Origin of the sequence: Mucilaginibacter sp. PAMB04168, from assembly GCF_039634365.2 — a bacterium.
Lineage (GTDB): Bacteria > Bacteroidota > Bacteroidia > Sphingobacteriales > Sphingobacteriaceae > Mucilaginibacter.
The window spans coordinates 2,482,821-2,502,099 of record NZ_CP155079.2; the positions used below are offsets into that span (position 1 = coordinate 2,482,821).

Annotated in this window: 14 protein-coding genes; 6 read left to right on the plus strand and 8 right to left on the minus strand. The window is 42.2% G+C overall.

Going from position 1 to position 19,279, the window contains the following annotated elements; all coding sequences use genetic code 11:
• The first annotated feature begins 11 nt into the window (after positions 1–11).
• Complete coding sequence (locus tag ABDD94_RS10530) at positions 12–2,066, plus strand: tetratricopeptide repeat protein (protein ID WP_345955836.1); 2,055 nt, start codon at positions 12–14, stop codon at positions 2,064–2,066.
• On the opposite strand, the gene ABDD94_RS10535 is transcribed toward ABDD94_RS10530, so the two are convergent.
• The 4 genes from ABDD94_RS10535 to ABDD94_RS10550 are packed head-to-tail and all read right to left on the minus strand — an operon-like array spanning position 2,063 to position 5,296.
• Positions 2,063–3,322 carry an aspartate kinase gene (locus ABDD94_RS10535; protein WP_345955837.1) on the minus strand — a complete coding sequence of 420 codons (1,260 nt, stop codon included), beginning with the start codon at positions 3,320–3,322 and terminating at the stop codon, positions 2,063–2,065. The two genes, ABDD94_RS10530 and ABDD94_RS10535, sit on opposite strands and share 4 nt — an antisense overlap.
• Before the next feature lie 7 nt (positions 3,323–3,329).
• Positions 3,330–4,127, minus strand: coding sequence for a DUF3298 domain-containing protein (locus tag ABDD94_RS10540; protein ID WP_345955838.1), 798 nt, complete (start codon positions 4,125–4,127; stop codon positions 3,330–3,332).
• Positions 4,124–4,597 (minus strand): GNAT family N-acetyltransferase, encoded by a 474-nt coding sequence (locus ABDD94_RS10545; RefSeq protein ID WP_345947564.1) that lies wholly within the window; start codon positions 4,595–4,597, stop codon positions 4,124–4,126. The genes ABDD94_RS10540 and ABDD94_RS10545 overlap by 4 nt, the downstream gene beginning before the upstream one ends.
• A gap of 9 nt (positions 4,598–4,606) precedes the next feature.
• Positions 4,607–5,296: a YggS family pyridoxal phosphate-dependent enzyme gene (locus tag ABDD94_RS10550; protein WP_345955839.1), complete on the minus strand. Its 690-nt coding sequence runs from the start codon at positions 5,294–5,296 to the stop codon at positions 4,607–4,609.
• A gap of 49 nt (positions 5,297–5,345) precedes the next feature.
• On the opposite strand from ABDD94_RS10550, the gene ABDD94_RS10555 reads away from it, so the two are divergent.
• Together ABDD94_RS10555 and ABDD94_RS10560 are read left to right on the plus strand one after the other, a co-directional pair.
• Positions 5,346–5,867, plus strand: a complete 522-nt coding sequence (locus tag ABDD94_RS10555; protein ID WP_345955840.1) for a DUF4296 domain-containing protein — start codon at positions 5,346–5,348, stop codon at positions 5,865–5,867.
• 7 nt (positions 5,868–5,874) lie between these two features.
• Positions 5,875–8,241, plus strand: coding sequence for an endonuclease MutS2 (locus tag ABDD94_RS10560; RefSeq protein ID WP_345955841.1), 2,367 nt, complete (start codon positions 5,875–5,877; stop codon positions 8,239–8,241).
• Positions 8,242–8,319: 78 nt separating this feature from the next.
• Here the strand turns inward: ABDD94_RS10560 and galU are convergent, their stop codons facing one another.
• Positions 8,320–9,195, minus strand: a complete 876-nt coding sequence (galU, locus tag ABDD94_RS10565) for a UTP--glucose-1-phosphate uridylyltransferase GalU (protein ID WP_345947560.1) — start codon at positions 9,193–9,195, stop codon at positions 8,320–8,322.
• Between the two features lie 2 nt (positions 9,196–9,197).
• Positions 9,198–10,193 (minus strand): hypothetical protein, encoded by a 996-nt coding sequence (locus ABDD94_RS10570; RefSeq protein WP_345955842.1) that lies wholly within the window; start codon positions 10,191–10,193, stop codon positions 9,198–9,200.
• A 568-nt stretch (positions 10,194–10,761) separates the two neighbouring features.
• On the opposite strand from ABDD94_RS10570, the gene ABDD94_RS10575 reads away from it, so the two are divergent.
• Positions 10,762–11,739, plus strand: coding sequence for an SGNH/GDSL hydrolase family protein (locus ABDD94_RS10575; protein WP_345955843.1), 978 nt, complete (start codon positions 10,762–10,764; stop codon positions 11,737–11,739).
• Between the two features lie 352 nt (positions 11,740–12,091).
• Here the strand turns inward: ABDD94_RS10575 and ABDD94_RS10580 are convergent, their stop codons facing one another.
• Positions 12,092–12,676, minus strand: a complete 585-nt coding sequence (locus ABDD94_RS10580) for a hypothetical protein (RefSeq protein ID WP_345955844.1) — start codon at positions 12,674–12,676, stop codon at positions 12,092–12,094.
• Positions 12,677–12,947: 271 nt separating this feature from the next.
• Between ABDD94_RS10580 and ABDD94_RS10585 the strand changes: the two genes are divergently transcribed.
• Positions 12,948–15,647 (plus strand): glycoside hydrolase family 2 TIM barrel-domain containing protein, encoded by a 2,700-nt coding sequence (locus ABDD94_RS10585; RefSeq protein ID WP_345955845.1) that lies wholly within the window; start codon positions 12,948–12,950, stop codon positions 15,645–15,647.
• Positions 15,648–15,737: 90 nt separating this feature from the next.
• Entirely contained in the window at positions 15,738–18,566 is a 2,829-nt protein-coding gene (locus ABDD94_RS10590; protein WP_345955846.1) for an FAD-binding and (Fe-S)-binding domain-containing protein, read from the plus strand.
• Between the two features lie 117 nt (positions 18,567–18,683).
• Here ABDD94_RS10590 and ABDD94_RS10595 read toward each other — a convergent pair whose 3' ends face one another.
• Positions 18,684–19,247 (minus strand): acyl-CoA thioesterase, encoded by a 564-nt coding sequence (locus tag ABDD94_RS10595; RefSeq protein ID WP_345955847.1) that lies wholly within the window; start codon positions 19,245–19,247, stop codon positions 18,684–18,686.
• Positions 19,248–19,279: the final 32 nt, after the last annotated feature.

Here is a 19,279-nt window from a genome sequence, read left to right on the forward strand (position 1 = left end):
TGTTCGTATAAATGCCCCTAAGAAAATTTATACTATTGACTATTACTGCGCTTTATTTAACCATTGGTTATAGTAGGGCGGAGGCACCCGGTAACATCCCAACCGGTAAGGCATCTTCTGCGCTTAACATGGTCGATTTTGACAAATTGATAAAGCGCTATCGCTACTTCAAACCCGATTCAGCTATCTTCTTTGCCAATTTGGCGCTTGCACAGGCCCGTCAGCAGCATGATGATAAAAGTATAGCCAATATGCTTAATCAACTCGGGATGATTGACGACAATAAAGGCGATTTTGAGACGTCGAGACCTAAATACCTGGAAGCGCTCGCTATTCACCGTAAAACGCAAAATGCTGTTGGCGAAGCAGCCGTTATTGTGCGCTTAGGTGTGGTAGAGCTTAGAAAGGGTAACTACGACAAAGCAATAGGTTACTTTTTGCAATCATTAAAAGTAAGCGAACGCAGCCATAATACAGCTGGCCGTATGGAAGCATATTTAACACTTGCAGAAGGCTATATGGGCCAGCGCAAGTTCGACATTGCATTGAAGTATCTAAATACCGCCGAGCGCATAAACAATACTATTCCATTTTCCAATCTATCACTTAATATATATAACAACTTTGGTGTAATTTATCGTGAGCTGGGTATGCCCGCAAAGGCGAAGGCTTACCTGGAGAAAGGAATTATGCTGAGTGATGAACCGCAATATCAAGGATTGAACATTACGCTGATAAATAATTTAGCTAAAGTTTATAATAAGGAAGGTAACAAGGCGAAATCCATAGAGCTACAAATAACAGCCTTGCAAAAGGCGCGCACCATTCAAAACTACCTGCGCGAATTGCAAACATTAACCGGCCTTGCCGATACCTATGGAGCTGCTAATGCTAAACAAGCATTATATTATTATAGGCAGGCATTAAATCTTGTTGAAGATAAAGGAGCCTACAAACAGCAGATTGATATATTGGGTCGCCTGTCTGAATTATATAAGTCTGAAAAAGATTTTAAGACTGCTTTGTCAATGAAAGAGCTGCAAAACCGACTTGCAGACAGCCTGTTTTATAAGGCGATGGCCAAACAGGTGGTTAGTTTGCAGTCTGAATACCAACTATATAAATCTAAGGCTAAAGTTAATGAACTTAAGCAGGTTAACAGCAGCCAGGAACAACAGCGTAACTTCTACATCGGCCTAACTGTTGCAAGCATACTTACCTTACTGGTTTTTGCCTATTATTTTTATCGTACAAGTAAGTTAAATAAACTACTAAACACGGCCAACACCGACCTGCAGGATTCGAACCGGGTTAAAGACAAGCTGTTCTCCATACTGGCGCATGACTTAAGGGCGCCGTTTGCTTCGGTAATTGACCTGTTATTTTTGCTCGATGATGACGATATCAACGGCGAAGAAAAATCGATGTTGATTAAAAGGTTAACCGCCGCCAGTAATGTATCATTAGAGACGTTGAACATGCTGCTCAAATGGGGCGAAATGCAGCTTAAAGGCGTAAGACTTAACAGTATGATTGTGCAGCCTAAACCAATCATACAACGAACTGTAGGCTTGCTCAAAGAGGCTGCTGAAAAGAAGATGATACAAATTCAGGATAAAGTAAGCGATAGTGTAGCCGTTATGGTTGATCCTAACCATTTTGAATTTGTATTGCGCAACCTACTATCAAACGCTGTAAAATTTACAGCAACAGGTGGGGTCATACAGATTGAGGCTGTGGTTAATCAGTTTGATAATCGTGTGCTATTTTCGGTAAAAGATAACGGCATTGGTATAAGTGCAGAGAGACTTCCGCTTGTTTTTGATATCGAAAACGTAAGCACCAAAGGCACTAACAATGAAACCGGTACCAGTTTGGGTTTGGTGATCTGCAAAGAGTTTATGGAGCTTAATAAAGGAAAAATATGGGTCGAAAGCCTTCTAAATCAAGGGTCCACCTTTTATTTCTCACTACCTTATTTTAAAATAGCAACTGAATCCAAGGCAATTAACATACCTGTATCCAAAGTATCAAGGGCTGGTCGGAAAGAGTCTAATAAACATTAACCGGCTACAACAACCTGCGCAGTATTACGGCTGGTTTGTTCGAGCAGTACGATCTTACCTTCAACCAACTCCTTAAGCAAACTGTATTGGTAATGCCTTAGTGTGATTAAGGATAAGCGGTTGTTATACTTTACGTTGAAATTTTCCCTTAACTCCAACAAAAGCTTCTCAAAACGTTCTTCAACCCAGTCTATACATACCGACAAACTCAAGGCTGATGTTTGTAATACGTTGATCTTGACATGATTTTTGGCAAATAAAGAATAAATCTGGCTCATTTGGCTTTCGGAAACAAACGAGTAGTCTTTTGCTGATACCGAAAGTAATACCTGGTTTTGTTTAATGATAATAACCGCTTTATCAAAGTGCGTTTTACCAGTCTGGCTAATCTTTGTTCCTGCTGCATCCGGGTCATTAAACGACTTTACGAGCAAAGGAATACCTGCATTGTATAATGGCTTGATCGTTTTAGGATGAATTACACTGGCTCCATAATAAGTCATCTCGATGGCTTCCGTGTAAGATAGCTCGTCGAACTTTACTGTATCGGTAAACAACTTTGGGTCGGCGTTCAATATGCCTGGCACATCTTTCCATGTCGTTACCGATTGGGCGTTAAGGCAGGCAGCAAAAATGGATGCTGTATAGTCAGATCCTTCGCGCCCCAGTGTAGTGGTAAAATTTTCGGATGTGCCACCTAAAAAGCCCTGCGTTACTATAATGCTATTTTCCAGCAAGGCCGGTAAATCCTTTTGTATGCTTGCACAGGTTTTATTCCAATCTACTAAACCTTCGCGGTAATTATTATCGGTATGTATATAACCACGTACATCTAACCAACGACTTAGCTGCCCCGCATGCACTAAATAAGCATTTACAATCCGGGATGAAAGTAATTCGCCAATTGACACAATTTGGTCATATATAAAATCGTAACTGTCGTGCGGCTCATCCTCCAGCATCCAATCAATTTCAACAAAAGTATTGGCTACTTCATCAAATACCGGATGAGCGTCATCAAACAACTCATGTAATACTTGATAATGATATTGCTTGATACCATCGTAAAGCTGATGTACATTATCCTGCTGGTTAACATAAGCGCGGGTCAAATCTTCTAAAGCATTGGTTGTTTTTCCCATTGCCGACACCACTATAAGCAATGGCTCAGCAGCGTGCTTTTTTACAATCAGTGCCAGGTTGGCTATACCCGCAGCATCCTTTACAGACGCGCCGCCAAATTTAAATACAAGCATTATCTTATTATAAGTATCGGGCTACAACTGTATGGGGTTGCAGTAAGGTTTTAATTTCAGAATATGGAACTTCGAGGCTTGTTTGCCCGGCTGCATATGGCTTAATTTCATACTGGTTGTATAAAAACTTGATGCCTATGGGGGTAATTAAAAAATTTTGGTTCAGGCTAAATTTCCCGTCCTTAAAAAAGTAATCATCTTTCAGGGATTTTCCGGGTGTCAGGTTTTCCTGTTTCCGAAATATCTTTTCTGCCGTTTTAGTAAGTTCGGCTTCATACCCGGGTGTAAAAATATCGGACATCAAAATCTTTTTTTTGCCTTTTACATCCCAGTTCAAGTAACGGATAACCGTGCCTCCATGAGCCCCGCCGGTAAACTGATAACCATTATATTCCATTGTTACAAGGCTTGAATCTTGCCTTATAATATTCACTTTGCAATCCAGTTCAAAGTGCATGGTAGATGTAGGATTTTGTTTCCTGAAATCTTTATAGTCCTGTAAAAACTGCCAGGTTAATCGCTGTAATCCGGCAATACCTTTTTGTCTATCCATTAACATAGCTAAACCGGTAACCACCGTATCATTCAATAAAGGCTGGTTATCAAAAGCCGGATAATTAAACTTCACGTAGGTGCAGGTGCTGTCGGGCTTCCCGGCGCAATCATCGGCCTTGGCATTTACAGCTTTAAATTGATAGGTCAAGGTATCCGTATAAACGTCGGGCTTACCAATTTTAGGGCTGCTAATGCACGATGCCAAACAGTTACAAATTACGCTCAGCAACAACAAATATTTCAATTTCATGGCTTAAAGGTTAATAGCTGTTCGCTAGAAAGGGAGGCATTCAGCCAACCTGCTTCAAGACCAGCCTCGTACTTTTTATAAAAATTTATAGCAGGCTCGTTCCAATCCAGCACTTGCCAGCTCATGCCGTTAAAGCTCATTTCACTGGCTTCTTGCAATAATCGGTTAAATAACAATTTACCAATGCCACGGCCACGCATAATTTCTGTCACAATTAAATCTTCCAGATACAGGCGACTTCCTTTCCAAGTAGAGTAGCGTACATAATATAAGGCAAAGCCTACAATGAAATTGTCAACCTCAGCCACAAAAGCTTTCCAAACCGGGCGTTGACCAAAGCCTGCTTCCTCAAAGTGTTGTAGGCTTACGGTTACTTCTTGTGGCGCACGTTCATATACGGCCAGTTCATTAATCAACTCCATCAACCGCGGACAGTCTTGTTTCTGGGCTACTCTTAAATGTACCTGCATGTTAATGGCCTAATTGTTTTTCCAGTGTTTAATCACCCGGTCGCCGAAGATTGTACTGCCTAACCGTACCATAGTGCTACCTTGCTCTATGGCAATTTTATAGTCTGATGACATCCCCATTGACAGTGTATCAAAACTATCTTCTTTCCTGAAGTAGCTTTGCGTTACGCCGTCAAAAAATGTGTCTAATTCATAAAACTCTTCTTTAATCTGTTTTTCGCTATCGGTATTGGTGGCAATGCCCATCAGGCCTCGTATACGTATATTTTTCAGCTCTGCAAACTCGTCTGATCTTAATAATTCGATTACTTCGTCAAATCCTAAGCCATACTTGGTTTCTTCATCAGCTATATACACTTGTAGCAAGCAATCAATAATTCGTTTGTTTTTAGCAGCTTGCTTATCAATTTCCTGCAAAAGCTTTAAGCTATCAACCGAATGGATAAGGCTAATAAAAGGTGCAATGTATTTAACCTTATTAGTTTGTAAATGACCTACTAAATGCCACTCTATGTCTTTTGGCAACTGTTCATATTTCTCCACCAGTTCTTGAACCTGATTTTCGCCAAACAGACGCTGACCGGCATCATAAGCTTCCTGTATCTCGCTGGCAGGCTTGGTTTTTGACACCGCAACTAATGTGACGTGCAGTATATCCAATTCACTTTTCAGACGTTTAATGTTATCGGTAATGCTCATTTATATTCCGTAAATTTGCTCATTAATTATTAGCCTGCTAAATTACAGAATGCACTTATATAAAAACTTGTTTTTTTTAGTCGCTATTTTTTTTGTGTCTTGTGGTGATGATGTACCAAAAGGCATACTAACACACCAACAAATGGCCGGTGTGCTGGTTGATGTTCATATCATAGACGGTAGCCTGATGGAGATTGCCCAGCAACCCGACACATTATATAAATACAGTGCAAACCGTTACCTGCAGGTGTTTAAGCAACATGATACTGATAGCGCGCAATTCAGAAAAAGCTTCAGTTATTATGCCAACAAGCCCGATCAGTTGTTTGATATATACGAAAAGGTGCTTCCGATTATAAAAGCGAAATCTGATTCGGCTACAAAAGTTAAAGTAAAGGCTGATTCATTAGAGAGAATAAGACAGAATAAAATAAACGAAAAGATTGCCAAACGCATAGCCGATTCCGTTGCGCGTCTTAACAAGGCCAAAGCCGATTCGGTTGCTAAAATTAAAAAGATGCCTAAGCAGCATATTAAGAAGGCGCAAGCGGGGCAAGGTAAATTATTATAGATACTAGATGTTATATCCGGACAATAGTGCAGATAAATTAGGCTTTACCGAAGTAAAGGAACTGATAAAAGCACACTGCCTGAGCACCATGGGCCAGCAAATGGTGGACAAAATACAGGTGATGAATAATTATGATCAGATACATAAGTTTCTGAGTCAGGCCCAAGAATTTAAAAACATATTGCTAAATGATGCGGCTCTGCCCATCAACCATTTTTTTGACATCAAGACTCTTGCCAGTAAGGTTAAGATAGAAGGGACCTTCTTATCTGAAGAAGAGTTTTTTCAGATACAAACCTCACTGGCAACTGTGTTTGCTGTAATTGGTTATTTTAACGAGCGGGAAGGGCTATACCCTAACCTTGAAGCCTTATTTGAGCACTTACCCATAGAGAAGGCCATTATTAAAAAGATTGATATGGTGCTGGATGCAAAGGGTAAGATACGGCCAAATGCGTCGCGCGAGTTGCTGGACATTACTTCAGGCATTGCCAAAGCTGAACAGGAAGCCCGTCACAAAATTGATCAGATCTTTAAAAGCGCCTCTTCTAACGGCTGGACAGCCGACGGCTCACTTACCATTAGGGACGGTCGCCTGTGTATACCTTTACTAGCCGAAAACAAGCGTAAGTTAAAAGGCTTCATTCATGATGAGTCATCAACCGGCCAAACGGTTTATATGGAGCCGGAGGAAGTATTTAGCCTCAATAACCGTATACGTGACCTCGAATTTGAACGCCGCCGCGAAATTATAAAGATATTAACGCAGTTAACTGATGAGTTGCGACCCTACGTGCCGTTGCTATTATCCTATCACAGCTTGTTAACCAAGTTAGACTTTGTTCGTGCAAAGGCCTTATTTGCTATAGATATTGAAGGTGAGATGCCCATAGTAGTTAACGAAGCCAAGTTGAGGCTTATAAACGCGAGGCACCCTTTGCTATTCTTAAGTTTTATAAAGGAAAAGAAAACCGTAGTACCGCTTAACGTGAGCATTGATGATGGCGTGCGTATAATTACAGTATCAGGGCCTAATGCCGGTGGTAAGTCGGTTTGTATGAAAACGGTTGGCTTGTTACAATTAATGAGCCAAGCGGGATTGCTCATACCTGCTGATGAAAATAGCACGGTTGGCGTATTTAAGCAGGTATTTGTAGATATTGGCGATGACCAATCCATCGAAAGTGATTTAAGTACCTACAGTGCGCATTTATCAAAAATGAAGCACTTTGTAGAGATGGCCAATGGTAGAACTTTGATTTTGATTGATGAGTTTGGTACCGGTACAGACCCTCAATTTGGTGGACCCATTGCAGAGGCGGTTTTGGAGTCGTTAAATCAAAAAAAGGTAAGAGGAATGGTAACTACACACTACTCAAACCTTAAAATATTTTCGAGCAACACCGAGGGTATAGAAAATGCCTCCATGTTGTTTGACAACCAGCAAATGCGGCCGTTGTATCAATTAGAGGTAGGTAAGCCAGGTAGCTCTTACGCTTTTGAAATTGCTCAAAAAATTGGTTTACCGCCGCAGGTGCTTAACCTGGCCAAAAATAAAGTTAGTGCTGGCCAAAAAAAGGTAGATACTTTATTAGTTGATCTGGAGCGGGAAAAGAAAGAGATTTACGATACCAAGGTGCAGCTTGACCGTCAGCAGCGGCGGGTTGATAATTTGCTTACCGAGAACGAGAAGCTGAAAAGTTACCTGGAAGAAAATCAAAAAGCCTTAATACGGGACGCGAAACAACAGGCCAAGGATATCATAACCAATGCTAATAAACTGGTTGAGAATACGATAGCCGAAATTAAAAGCAATCAGGCTGATAAAGAAAAAACCAAGGTATTACGTGAAAACCTAAACCGGGAGGTGGAGAAGAATACAGTTAAGGCTGCTGCGCCAGCAAAACTAACAGGCGATGAAGACTTAAAAGTAGGTGATTGGGTTAAACTGACAGACTCAAACACTACCGGCCAGGTAATGGAGATTGCCAAGGATAATGTAATTATAGCCATAGGTGATCTGCGGACGGTAGCTAAGCGCAAGCGCGTGCAAAAGGTATCGCGTAAGGAAGTGCCAAAAGAGATTCGCCGTGCAGGAACCAGCGCATCATCAACCAGTGATGTAGCAGGCTTTAGCCCCGAGATTGATGTACGTGGTATGCGTGGAGAAGATGCTTTGCATGCTATTGAAAAGCTATTGGACCGTGCCCTGATGATGAGTTTCGGCTCACTTAAAATTATACATGGTAAAGGCGATGGCATACTACGCAAATTAATACGCAACTATTTTAAGAAATACGATCAGGTTAGCCACATGGAAGACGAACACCAGGATAGGGGCGGTGATGGTATTACTTATGTTTACCTAAAGTAAGGGTAATGAAAGTAGGTAAAGGGGGACCATAAAACCAAAAAGCGGCTGTTGATCATCAACAGCCGCTTTTTGGTTTAGTTAAAACTGATCTTTATGTTGCTCTACAATTTCTTTTAAAAACGCATAAAAGGGCTTGGCAAACTCCTTACGGCGCAAGGCAAATTCTACGTTTGTTTTCAAGAAATCAAGCTTGTTGCCAATATCATAACGTTTACCTTCAATAGTGTGCGCATACATGCTTTCACTTTTTAGCAGGTTAAGCATGGCATCAGTTAATTGCACCTCGTTGTTTTTTCCCGGAGGCGTTTTCTCTAAGGCGGTATAAATCTCTGGTGTTAAGATATAGCGGCCTGCAATGGCCAGATTTGATGGAGCCTTGTCAACATCAGGCTTCTCTATCAGCGTATTCAGGTTCATCAACGTGTCAGACAGCATATCGCCACCCACAATGCCGTAACGCGAAACTTTATCATGCGGAACGGTTTCTACTGCAATAACCGTGCTTTGATACTGTTCATAAATGTCTATTAATTGCTGCGTAACTGGTATCACAGAGTTGATGATGGTATCACCTAATAACACGGCAAACGGCTCTTTACCAGTGTGATGGCGGGCATAGCAAATAGCATCGCCCAAACCGTTAATCTCTTTTTGGCGAATGAAGTGGATATTAGCCATGTCAGATAAGTGCATGATCTCGTCATACATTTTATCTTCTTTCTCCAGCAAACGCTCTTCTAATTCCGGATGACGGTCAAAGTGATCTTCAATTGATCTTTTCCCTTTTCCCGATATAATTAGAATATCTTCAATGCCTGAGTCAACCGCTTCTTGTACCACATACTGTATAGTAGGCGTATCAATTATAGGGAGCATTTCTTTTGGAGACGCTTTGGTTGCGGGCAAAAACCGGGTACCTAATCCTGCCGCTGGAATTACTGCTTTCTTTACCATAATTATATCATATAGGGCTTTATTACCCTGGCGTTAATCTTTTTTAAACTGTAAACCAGCTTCTTCAACATCTCATCATCCTCGTAAATGCCTATAATTGCCCCGCCCGATCCTGTAAAGGAAGCCGATGCGCCACAATTACGGGCAGTATTCACCAACTCCATATTGCTGTCGCTAATGCTCATTATTTTGCAGCGGTTATCAAAGTTGGCGTTTATTAATTGTCCTAATAAATTGTAGTCCTGGTTCTTGATAGCCTCTGCGCCTTCATCGGCCAGGTTGGCAATCGTTTTTAGGGTGCTTATTACATGCTCGTCGCCCTTGTCATATTTAGAGCGGATCTCGTTCAACACTTTGCCTGATACTTTGCCCAAATCTGTTTTGTAGGCAATATATAGTTTAGGTAACAAATTTGGATCAATAGGGGTGTAAATGCCGTAACCGTGTTCATCCATCTGTACCTTGTTAAAATCCATATGCACACAGCCTTCATAGCATTGTATTACGCGGTCTTGCAAGCCTGCGTTAATGCCCATTTCCTGCGTCTCGGCTTGCAAAGCAATGTTAGGCAGTAAATGAACCGGAATATCAATATTATAAAAGCGCATTAATGCTTTCAGCGTAGCAATAATAATAGCACTAGAGCCGGCCAAACCAACCTGTCGTGGTATGGAAGAATGATAGCGTATAGTGAAATTTTTGTTGGATAGCTTAATACTGTTTTCGTCGCAATAGTCGCAAAACTTCTTAATAGCAGCTTTTATAATGGGGATGCCGCCGTTATAGCCAATTAGGCTAACGGTGTCTCTTAGGTGATAAACGTTTCTAAATGCGTTGGCATCAGCCTCTTGCGGCTCAATAACCAGTTCGGGCGACTGATAGAGTAGTATGTGGGCTCCAAAGTTTTTGATGCTTAAACTTATGGTTTTTCCGAAGTAGCCATCGCTGGGGTTGCCCAGCAATCCGGCTCTTGCGAACGCCCTCGAATCAATTATCATAGGTTGAATATAACTTTTGCTAAAAATGCAGATAAATTCGAAATATCAGAATGATAAAGAGAAATTATATATTTTCAAGAAGTAAAATTTGAACGGCTTTATGGTCGAATCTTAAAAAAGTAGCGTTGAACCGAAATATATTATCTTATTCTGGAACGGTATTTAAAATATTATTACGTGATGCAAAAGTGAATTTTAATTATTCATATTGCATGCTAATGGAACTACACTTTAAGTGACTAACTCTTTGGACAGCTGCGGCACCGTTTGCCTTTCTTATACTTTTTGCAGCACTTTTTGTAAACGCAGTCCAGCTGAAAAGTAAACTCTTTCATCAACAATGGTTGATTAACGTTATATTCGGCTGGTGTATTTGTAAGCTCTTTATCCATGGCACTTTGCTGTGACAAAGGTAGTTTATAATTATTCTAAATAAAAGAACTGTTTTCAATTTAATATTACTGGAATGCATAAAATATGCTTTTGTTTACTAGTTAGCTTAGCAACAACGTTGGCTGCTCATGCGCAAGATGTAGTTGTAAAAAGTAATGATAATCATATACATTACATGGGCAGGGTAGACATACAGCCCGAACGAACTATGCTGGCCTGGTCTGGCACGAGCGCAAAAATTAATTTTAACGGCACCGGTGTTAAAGCTGTATTGCAGGATGAAGGCGGCAATAATTACTACAATGTAATTATTGATGGTACAGTTACGCAGCGCATTCAGATTGACGCTCAAAAACATGCTTATACTTTAGCGGCAAATTTACCTAAGGCGAACCACACTTTGGAGTTGTTTAAGCTAACAGAGTGGGCAATGGGTAAAACCTGGCTGTACGAATTTGATCTGGATGCAGGTTCTGCACTTTTAGCTGCGCCGGCTATTAAGAAACATAAGATTGAGTTTTTTGGTAATTCTATAACCTGCGGCTTTGCTGTATTGGATACAACCGGAAAAGATCGTGGATCTGCTCCTTATGAAGATAATTATCAGAGTTATGCCGCTATAACCGCCAGGCACTTCGACGCCGAATACTATTGCACGGCTCGGAGCGGTATAGGCGTTTTGGTAAGCTGGTTTCCGCAGATTATGCCGGAGATGTACGATAAAGTCGATCCGTCTAACTTGCAACTGAAGTGGGACTTCACCCGTTATACGCCTGATGTGGTTGTAATTAACTTGTTCCAAAACGATTCCTGGCTGGTAGAACACCCAGAGCATCCGGAATTTAAAGCGCGTTTTGGTGATAAAAAGCCAACGCCTGCGCAGATAGTTGCCGCTTATCAAACTTTTGTAAAAACCATTCGCTCAAAGTATCCTAAGGCTCAAATTATTTGTGCCTTAGGCAGTATGGATGCCAGCCGCGAAGGTTCGCCATGGCCGGGATACATAAAGCAGGCCATAGTGGGTTTAAAAGATAAAAGTATTCAATCATTCATATTCCCTGCTAAAAATACGCCCGGCCACCCCAGTAAAAAGGAACAAATAGATATGGCTAATCAGTTAATTGGCTTTATAGAGAAGAATGTAAAGTGGTAGTTTAAGGTTTAAGTTTGCTGTGGCACGATTTGAGTTTTCTTCAACCCGGAATGTAATCATGCTGAAAATTAAATGCAGTGGTATTGAATCAGCCAGGGAAAATTAAATTGAGCCTTTGCCTGTTGAACTTCTTTAAGTATTCATTAAACGCTTCGTTTTCCGTTGGTGTTGCATACAAACCACTATGGTTCTTAAAGGCAGCAAAATGTACTAGGTTTCCGTTAAAATAATTACTTAATGCGCCCGTGAGGTATATTTCTACTTTTACAAGGGTAATGACGCCGGGGGAGCGTCTATAAAAAAAGCGCTCTGTGAAATTCACAGAGCGCTTTTTAAACAGTAAAAATTTTGCTTACTGATTCTCCGGACTGTTGCTACCATAGTCTGGCGTGCCTTTATCGTCCTCTGGCTTGTAATAAGCGGTGCCTTCCGTATCAGATTCATCCTGACCTACTTTTTGGCGGTCGCCGTCATTATCTGCTGTTCCTTCTTGGGTGCGGCCATTGTCTTGTTCAACACCGCCTACTTTTTGTTGCTCGGGCTCTTCACGGTAGCCCGGAACTTCTTCTTTTCCTTCGTTCACGTCTGGTTCTCCTTGTTGGTCTTGTGGTTTAAAATTTTGATTTTCGGGGTGTTCCTGCAGGGGTTCTGTACGTTTAAAATAATCGTTACTGTAACCCGCAGTGCGCGATGGGTTGGCTAAATCATCACCCGAACGGTTTTCACTCATCTCGCCAAAACTTTGTCCGCCCATGCCGTGGCTTTCATAGCCGGGCTGATCGGGGTTGTGCTCTTCGCCGCCAAATATGGTGCGTTTCAAATCGCTTTCATCCAAATTACTATCATCCTTTACCTCATAACCGCCTGCTGGTGCATCGGCCGTTTGCTCGGTATGGTGAGGATAATCTTTGGTTGGCTCATCATCATAGGGTACCATAGGTTCTGTTTTTTAGATGTATATTAAGTAAACAACCAGATGGAAAAAAGTTTTGCTTTAAGCTTTAACGAGTAATGTTTGTAATGGGTTTGGGTAACCACAAAATGGAAGCCTTACCAATTTAATTTAAAAGTGTATTAAATACACAATTATGTTTGCTATTCTTCACCAAAAATCGTCTTTTTATGGCCAGTAAATGCCAGGCGTGTAGCTATGATATCGCCACCGCCCAATTAGCATTATAAACCAAAAATTGTAAAGCGTATTTTCTATGTCTACCTTAACTAAACGTTTGCTTATCCTTTTGCTTTTGTTTCAGGTTTTAACTGTGCACGCACAACGGATCAAAGCCAGTATAAATACTAACTGGCAGTTTTATAAAGGTGATATTGAAGGCTTTCCGGCAAATAACACCAACGTTAAGTGGGAAACCATATCTATTCCGCATAGCTGGAACACAGCCGATGTAACAGACGACGAAAAAGGTTATTACCGTGGTACATGTTGGTACACCAAGCGCTTAAGCATTCCGGCATCCTGGCAGGACAAATATGTCAGCGTTTATTTCGAAGGTGCTTCGCAGGTTGCTGAAGTGTATGTAAACGGAAAAAAGGCTGGTGCACACATTGGCGGTTATAGTGCTTTTAATATACCGGTTAAGCAATATTTAAATTTTGCGCCAAACTCGGTCAATGTCATTGCTGTGAAGCTTAACAACAAGCATAATGATGATATTCCACCATTATCAGCCGATTTTACTTTTTTTGGCGGTATATACCGCGACGTTTATTTGGTGGCTACCAATCCGGTTCACTTCGATACGGATGATAACGCTTCAGCCGGGATATTTGTAACCACGCCGAATGTATCGGCTGTAAAAGCTGATGTAAACATAGCCGGAGCATTTGTAAACCAATCAACCAAAACCAGGAGTTTGCGGGTCATTACTCGTATTACAGACAATGAAGGGAAGGTAATTGCGCAAAAACAAACATCGGCAAAAGCAGGAGCAGGGCAAAAAGTAAGCTTTACGCAGAATATTGTAAACATCATGCAACCCGCCTTGTGGTCGCCCGAAAGCCCTTACCTTTATAAGATTAATTCAGTTTTAGTTGATGCTGATACCAAAACACAACTGGATGAGGTAAACAATCCGCTAGGGTTTCGCTGGTATGATTTTGATGCCCAAAAGGGTTTTTTCCTGAACGGAAAACATTACAAGCTAATGGGCGCCAGTCGCCATCAGGATTATAAAGACCAAGGTAATGCGCTGCCTGATGCTATGCACGTGCGCGACGTTGAACTGTTAAAAAACATGGGTGCCAACTATTTGCGCGTGGCTCATTATCCGCAAGATCCGGAAGTTTTGCAAGCCTGCGACCGGCTGGGGGTACTGGCTTCGGTTGAGATACCTATTGTAAATCAAATTACCGAAAGCGCAGCGTTTGCACAAAACAGTAAAAATATGCAGGTGGAAATGATTCGTCAGAACTTTAATCATCCAAGCCTTATCATTTGGGCCTACATGAACGAGGTTTTGCTGCGTTTGCCTTATGCCAACGGATCTGTGGAACGGCAAACTTACCTTAAAAACGTAGCCCAACTAGCACAGCAACTCGAAGATCTTACCCGAAAAGAAGATCCATACCGGTATACCATGATTCCTAATCACGGCAGTTTTGAGTTATATAACAACGCTGGCCTAACCAAAATACCGAAAATTGTAGGCTGGAACCTATACCAGGGCTGGTACGGCGGCGATTTGAACGGCTTTGCCCAGTACCTTGACCGACACCATAAAGATTTGCCCGATAAACCGTTAATAGTTACAGAATACGGTGCCGATGCCGATCCGCGTGTACATAGCATGCAGCCTGTAAGGTTCGACAAATCAAACGAGTATGCGGTTATCTATCACAAGGCTTACCTCAAAGCCATGAACGAACGGGCATTTGTTGCCGGCGGGGCGATATGGAATCTGGCCGACTTTAATTCAGAACAACGTGCTGAAAGTATGCCCCACATTAATAATAAAGGTATAGCTACTATAGACAGACAACCCAAGGACAGTTATTGGCTGTACAAAGCCAACCTATGGAAAAAGCCTTTTGTATCCATTGGCTCAAAGCGATGGACATTACGCAGTGGTATAGCCGAATCAACAGATAAATTGCAGTGTACCCAGCCTGTCGAAATATACAGCAACCAACCCAGTGTAATGCTGAAGCTGAATGGTAAAGACTTAGGTTCGGTTAACACCGTAGATGGTGCTGCGGCATTTAATGTGCCCTTTATAAACGGCGAGAACAGGCTGCAGGCAATAACTTTTGTTAATGATGAGCAGGTTGCCGACGAGGTGTTGATCGATTTTAATCTTGTACCCGCCAATCTTAAAAGCACCGCTTTGCCCTTTACTGAGTTGAATGTAAGCCTGGGCGATAAACGCTTTATTGTAGATGAAGTGCAACAGCAAGTATGGTTACCCGAAAAAGCCTATGAACCTGGCAGCTGGGGCTATATAGGCGGTGAGGTGTTTACGATGAAAGGCAACGGACGTATCAGTTACGGATCTGACAAAAACATACTGGGTACTGATAACGATCCGGTGTTTGAAACGCAGCGGGTAGGCATAGAGCAATTTAAGCTTGATGTGCCCGACGGTACTTACGAGGTAACACTGCACTTTGCCGAACTGCTCTCTAACCAAAAAGGTGAGGAATTAGTCTACAACCTTTCAACAACAGGCAGCGTTGCCAAGAAAGATGAGATCAGCACACGTGCATTTGACGTAGCTATAAACAATGTTACCGTAGTGGAAAACTTAAGCAACAGTAATTACCTCGAACCCGATAAAGCTTACAGTAGTAAAGTAATGGTTAATGCAAGCCATGGGAAGGGCATCGTTATAAATTTTAAGGCGCGGACCGGGCAAACTATACTAAACGGTTTACAGGTACGTAAACTATTTTAGAATGAGGCAATATATTCACCACAAAAAAACAACCGGATAAACGAATAATAGCTCAAGGGGCGTTAACTTTACAGTTTCGAATATTGTAGCATGGATATACCCCGGTTATTAGAAGATATTTTACCTAAAGAACGTGTTAAGGCCAGTCTCATCGATTTGGTAGCATCGGCATCTGATGCAGGTTTTTATTACATGCGCCCTAAGGCTGTAGTACTGCCTGTTAACGAAACTGAGATTCAAAAGCTGTTTCACTTTTCAAAACAGCATCAAGTGCCACTGGTGTTTCGTGCGGCCGGTACGAGTTTGTCAGGTCAGTCGGTTACGGATGGTATATTGGTAGATCTAAGTCAGCATTGGCGTAAGATCAGTATTGAAGACAACGGCGGTAGCGTTCGTGTTCAGCCAGGTGCTATTGGCGCTATTGTGAATACTTACCTTAAAAAGTATGGGAAAAAAATCGGTCCCGATCCTGCGAGTATAAACTCGGCTATGATGGGTGGAATCATCTCCAACAACTCCAGCGGCATGTGCTGCGGAGTTGCCAAGAATTCCTATCACACGATTAAGCATATCAGCTTTATACTGCCAGATGGTAAGCAATTTTCGACCGAGAACCAAGCTGATTACAGTCGCTTTGATGCCGAGTGTGAGGTTTTGGCTGAACAATTAAAAAGTATGCGTAGCCAGCTAATAGGCAATCCTGAGCTGCAAGCCATCATCCGTAAAAAGTATAAAACCAAGAATACGGTTGGCTATGCTGTTAATGCCTTTTTAGATTTTGAGCATCCGCTGGATATATTAGGGCACCTGTTGGTAGGGGCCGAAGGTACTTTGGGCTTTATTGCCGAAGCAGTGATGAATACTGTGCCCGATTATAAGGCAAAGTCTACGGCTATGTTATATTTTCCAAGCATCTATTCCGCTTGTCAGGCCATTGTGCCACTTACCCAATCGGGTGCTGAAGCGGTTGAGTTGATGGACAGGGCTTCGCTACGCTCAATTGAACATACACCCGGAATGCCCGCTATAATTAAAGAGCTGCCCCAAAGTGCTGCCGCGCTCTTAGTAGAATTTCAGGCAGATACAGCGGAGGAAGTGGAAGCAAAAATAGGGCAATTTATGGAAGTTGCCGCTCAACTCGATTTGTTGAATGAGGTGAAATTTACCGTTAACCCGGTGGAGCAGGCGCTGTTATGGAAAGTACGGAAAGGGCTTTTTCCGGCGGTGGGCGCGGTAAGGGCAAGCGGTACTACGGTAATTTTAGAAGATATAGCCTTCCCGGTTGCCACCTTAGGTGATGCCATACTGGATTTGCACCGGCTGTTCGAGAAATACCATTATCAAAACGCCATTATTTTTGGTCATGCTAAGGATGGGAACATACACTTTGTAGTGACCCAAGCATTTGATACCCCTGCCGAAATTGAACGTTACGATAGGTTTATAAGAGAAGTTGTGAGCCTGGTAGTAGATAAATATCAAGGAACTCTTAAAGCTGAACACGGTACAGGCCGCAATATGGCGCCATTTGTTGAAACTGAATGGGGGCCGGAGATTTACGAGATTATGAAAGCGGTGAAACTTTTGGTTGACCCTGAAAATCTGTTGAATCCTGGTGTGATCATTAACCATGATAAGGCCGCACACATACGCAACCTTAAAGACTTGCCGCAGGTAGAGGAAGAGGTAGACCGCTGTATGGAGTGTGGTTTTTGTGAACATAAGTGCCCTAGCCGCGATGTAACGCTAACGCCCCGGAAGCGCATTGTGGTAAGGCGCGAAATAACCAAACTTAAGCTACAGGGTAACTTTAAACAGTATAACGAATTGGTAGAACAATACCAATATCCTGGATTGGATACCTGCGCCGTTGATGGCTTGTGCGCCACGGCCTGTCCGGTTGATATTAACACCGGCGAATTGGTAAAACGGCTGCGCAAAGAAAATCACTCGGGTGTGGCTAACAGCTTAGCTTTGTTTACTGCCAAAAATTTTAAGGTAGTAGCAGCTTTGGTTAAAACTGCGTTGTACATGGGCGTAACGTTTAATAAAGTATTTGGCGTAAACACCATGAAAAATTTAACCGCAGGTATTAAGAAAGTTGTGCCGGCTTTCCCACTGTGGTCAAACCAGTTGGCTGTTGCGCCGTCATTACCTAAATTAAATAAGTCTACCGGCTTGGCTGATGCCGTAGTATATTTCCCGGCCTGCATCAACAGGGTGATGGGGGAGGCTCATAAGGGGCAGAAAACAGTTATGCAAACGTTCTTGGATGTTTCGGCCCGGGCCGAAATACAGGTTATTATTCCGCAGGGATTAGGCGGTCTTTGCTGTGGACAGATCTATTCGTCAAAGGGTTTTTCAGATTCGCATGCTTTTACCGTCAACCAAACGGTTAGTCATCTATGGGAAACAACGCAGCAGGGTAAGCATGCCATAGTTTTAGACATTAGCTCCTGTACGCAAACGCTACGCAACTGTCGTGGCAAGCTTACAGATGAAAATAAGGCCAAATATGACGCTATGCGTATTTTAGATAGCATAGAATATGTACAAGAATATATTATTCCTAAAACGCCTGTAGTAAGTAAAAAAAGCAATATTATGTTGCACCCAGTATGCTCATTAACCAAAATGGGGCTTGAAAATGCCTTTTCGGTGGTGGCAGGACACTATGCCGAAAAGGTGACGGTACCAGTACATGCTGGCTGCTGTGGTATGGCTGGCGACAGGGGTTTCTTATTCCCCGAACTTACCAGAGCTGCAACGCACCTCGAAGCTCATGATGCCAGGAACGAACCGTGCAGCGGTTACTACTCATCTTCCAAAACATGTGAAATCGCCTTGTCAGATGCCGTGCAAAAGAATTACCAATCAATTCTTACCCTGGTTGACGAATGTACTGCGCCGGTAAAGTAGCCAACGGCCGGCTGCCGTTCCAAGTGATTAACAGATGTCTTATACGCCTTGCTTTTAGATAGCAAAGCGGATAAGACCTCTCACTGTCTGTTTGTGAATAGCGGGAAAAGGTGCAAATCAGGCAGTTGTATCGATCAATTCAACTCGGCACCGTTCCTGTCCTAAAAGCTTAATTGCTTCCTCCATTTCATCGGCATTTTTTATACGGTTCTGTTCCTGATCGTAATAACGTGTTAACTCTTTGCGGTGGTAGGCTTCATAAAAACGCTTAATCTCAGTTTGGTTTTGCAGTATGAGCCCCGGTACTTGTACAGGCATATGATCATCGCCCATGGCTACCATGGTAAAGTAGCTGGAATTGGTATGTTTAATCTCCTGCGTTTTTACATTCTCCGTTTGTACCCTGATGCCAATTACCATTGATGAATTGCCTACGTAGTTAACCGAAGCCAGCAGGGATACAAGTTCGCCAACTTCTACCGGCGCCATAAAGTTTACCGTATCGATAGAAACGGTTACACAATAATTACCGGCATGTTTGGCAGCACAAGCATAGGCTACTTTGTCCATTAATCCCAATATAACGCCACCATGTACCTTTCCACCAAAATTGGAGTATGATGGAATCATCAGCTCTGTTAAAGTTGTCTGTGAGTTTTTTACGGTTTTATAGGTTTCCATGACATGCGTAAGCTTGAGTTATTGGTTAAATA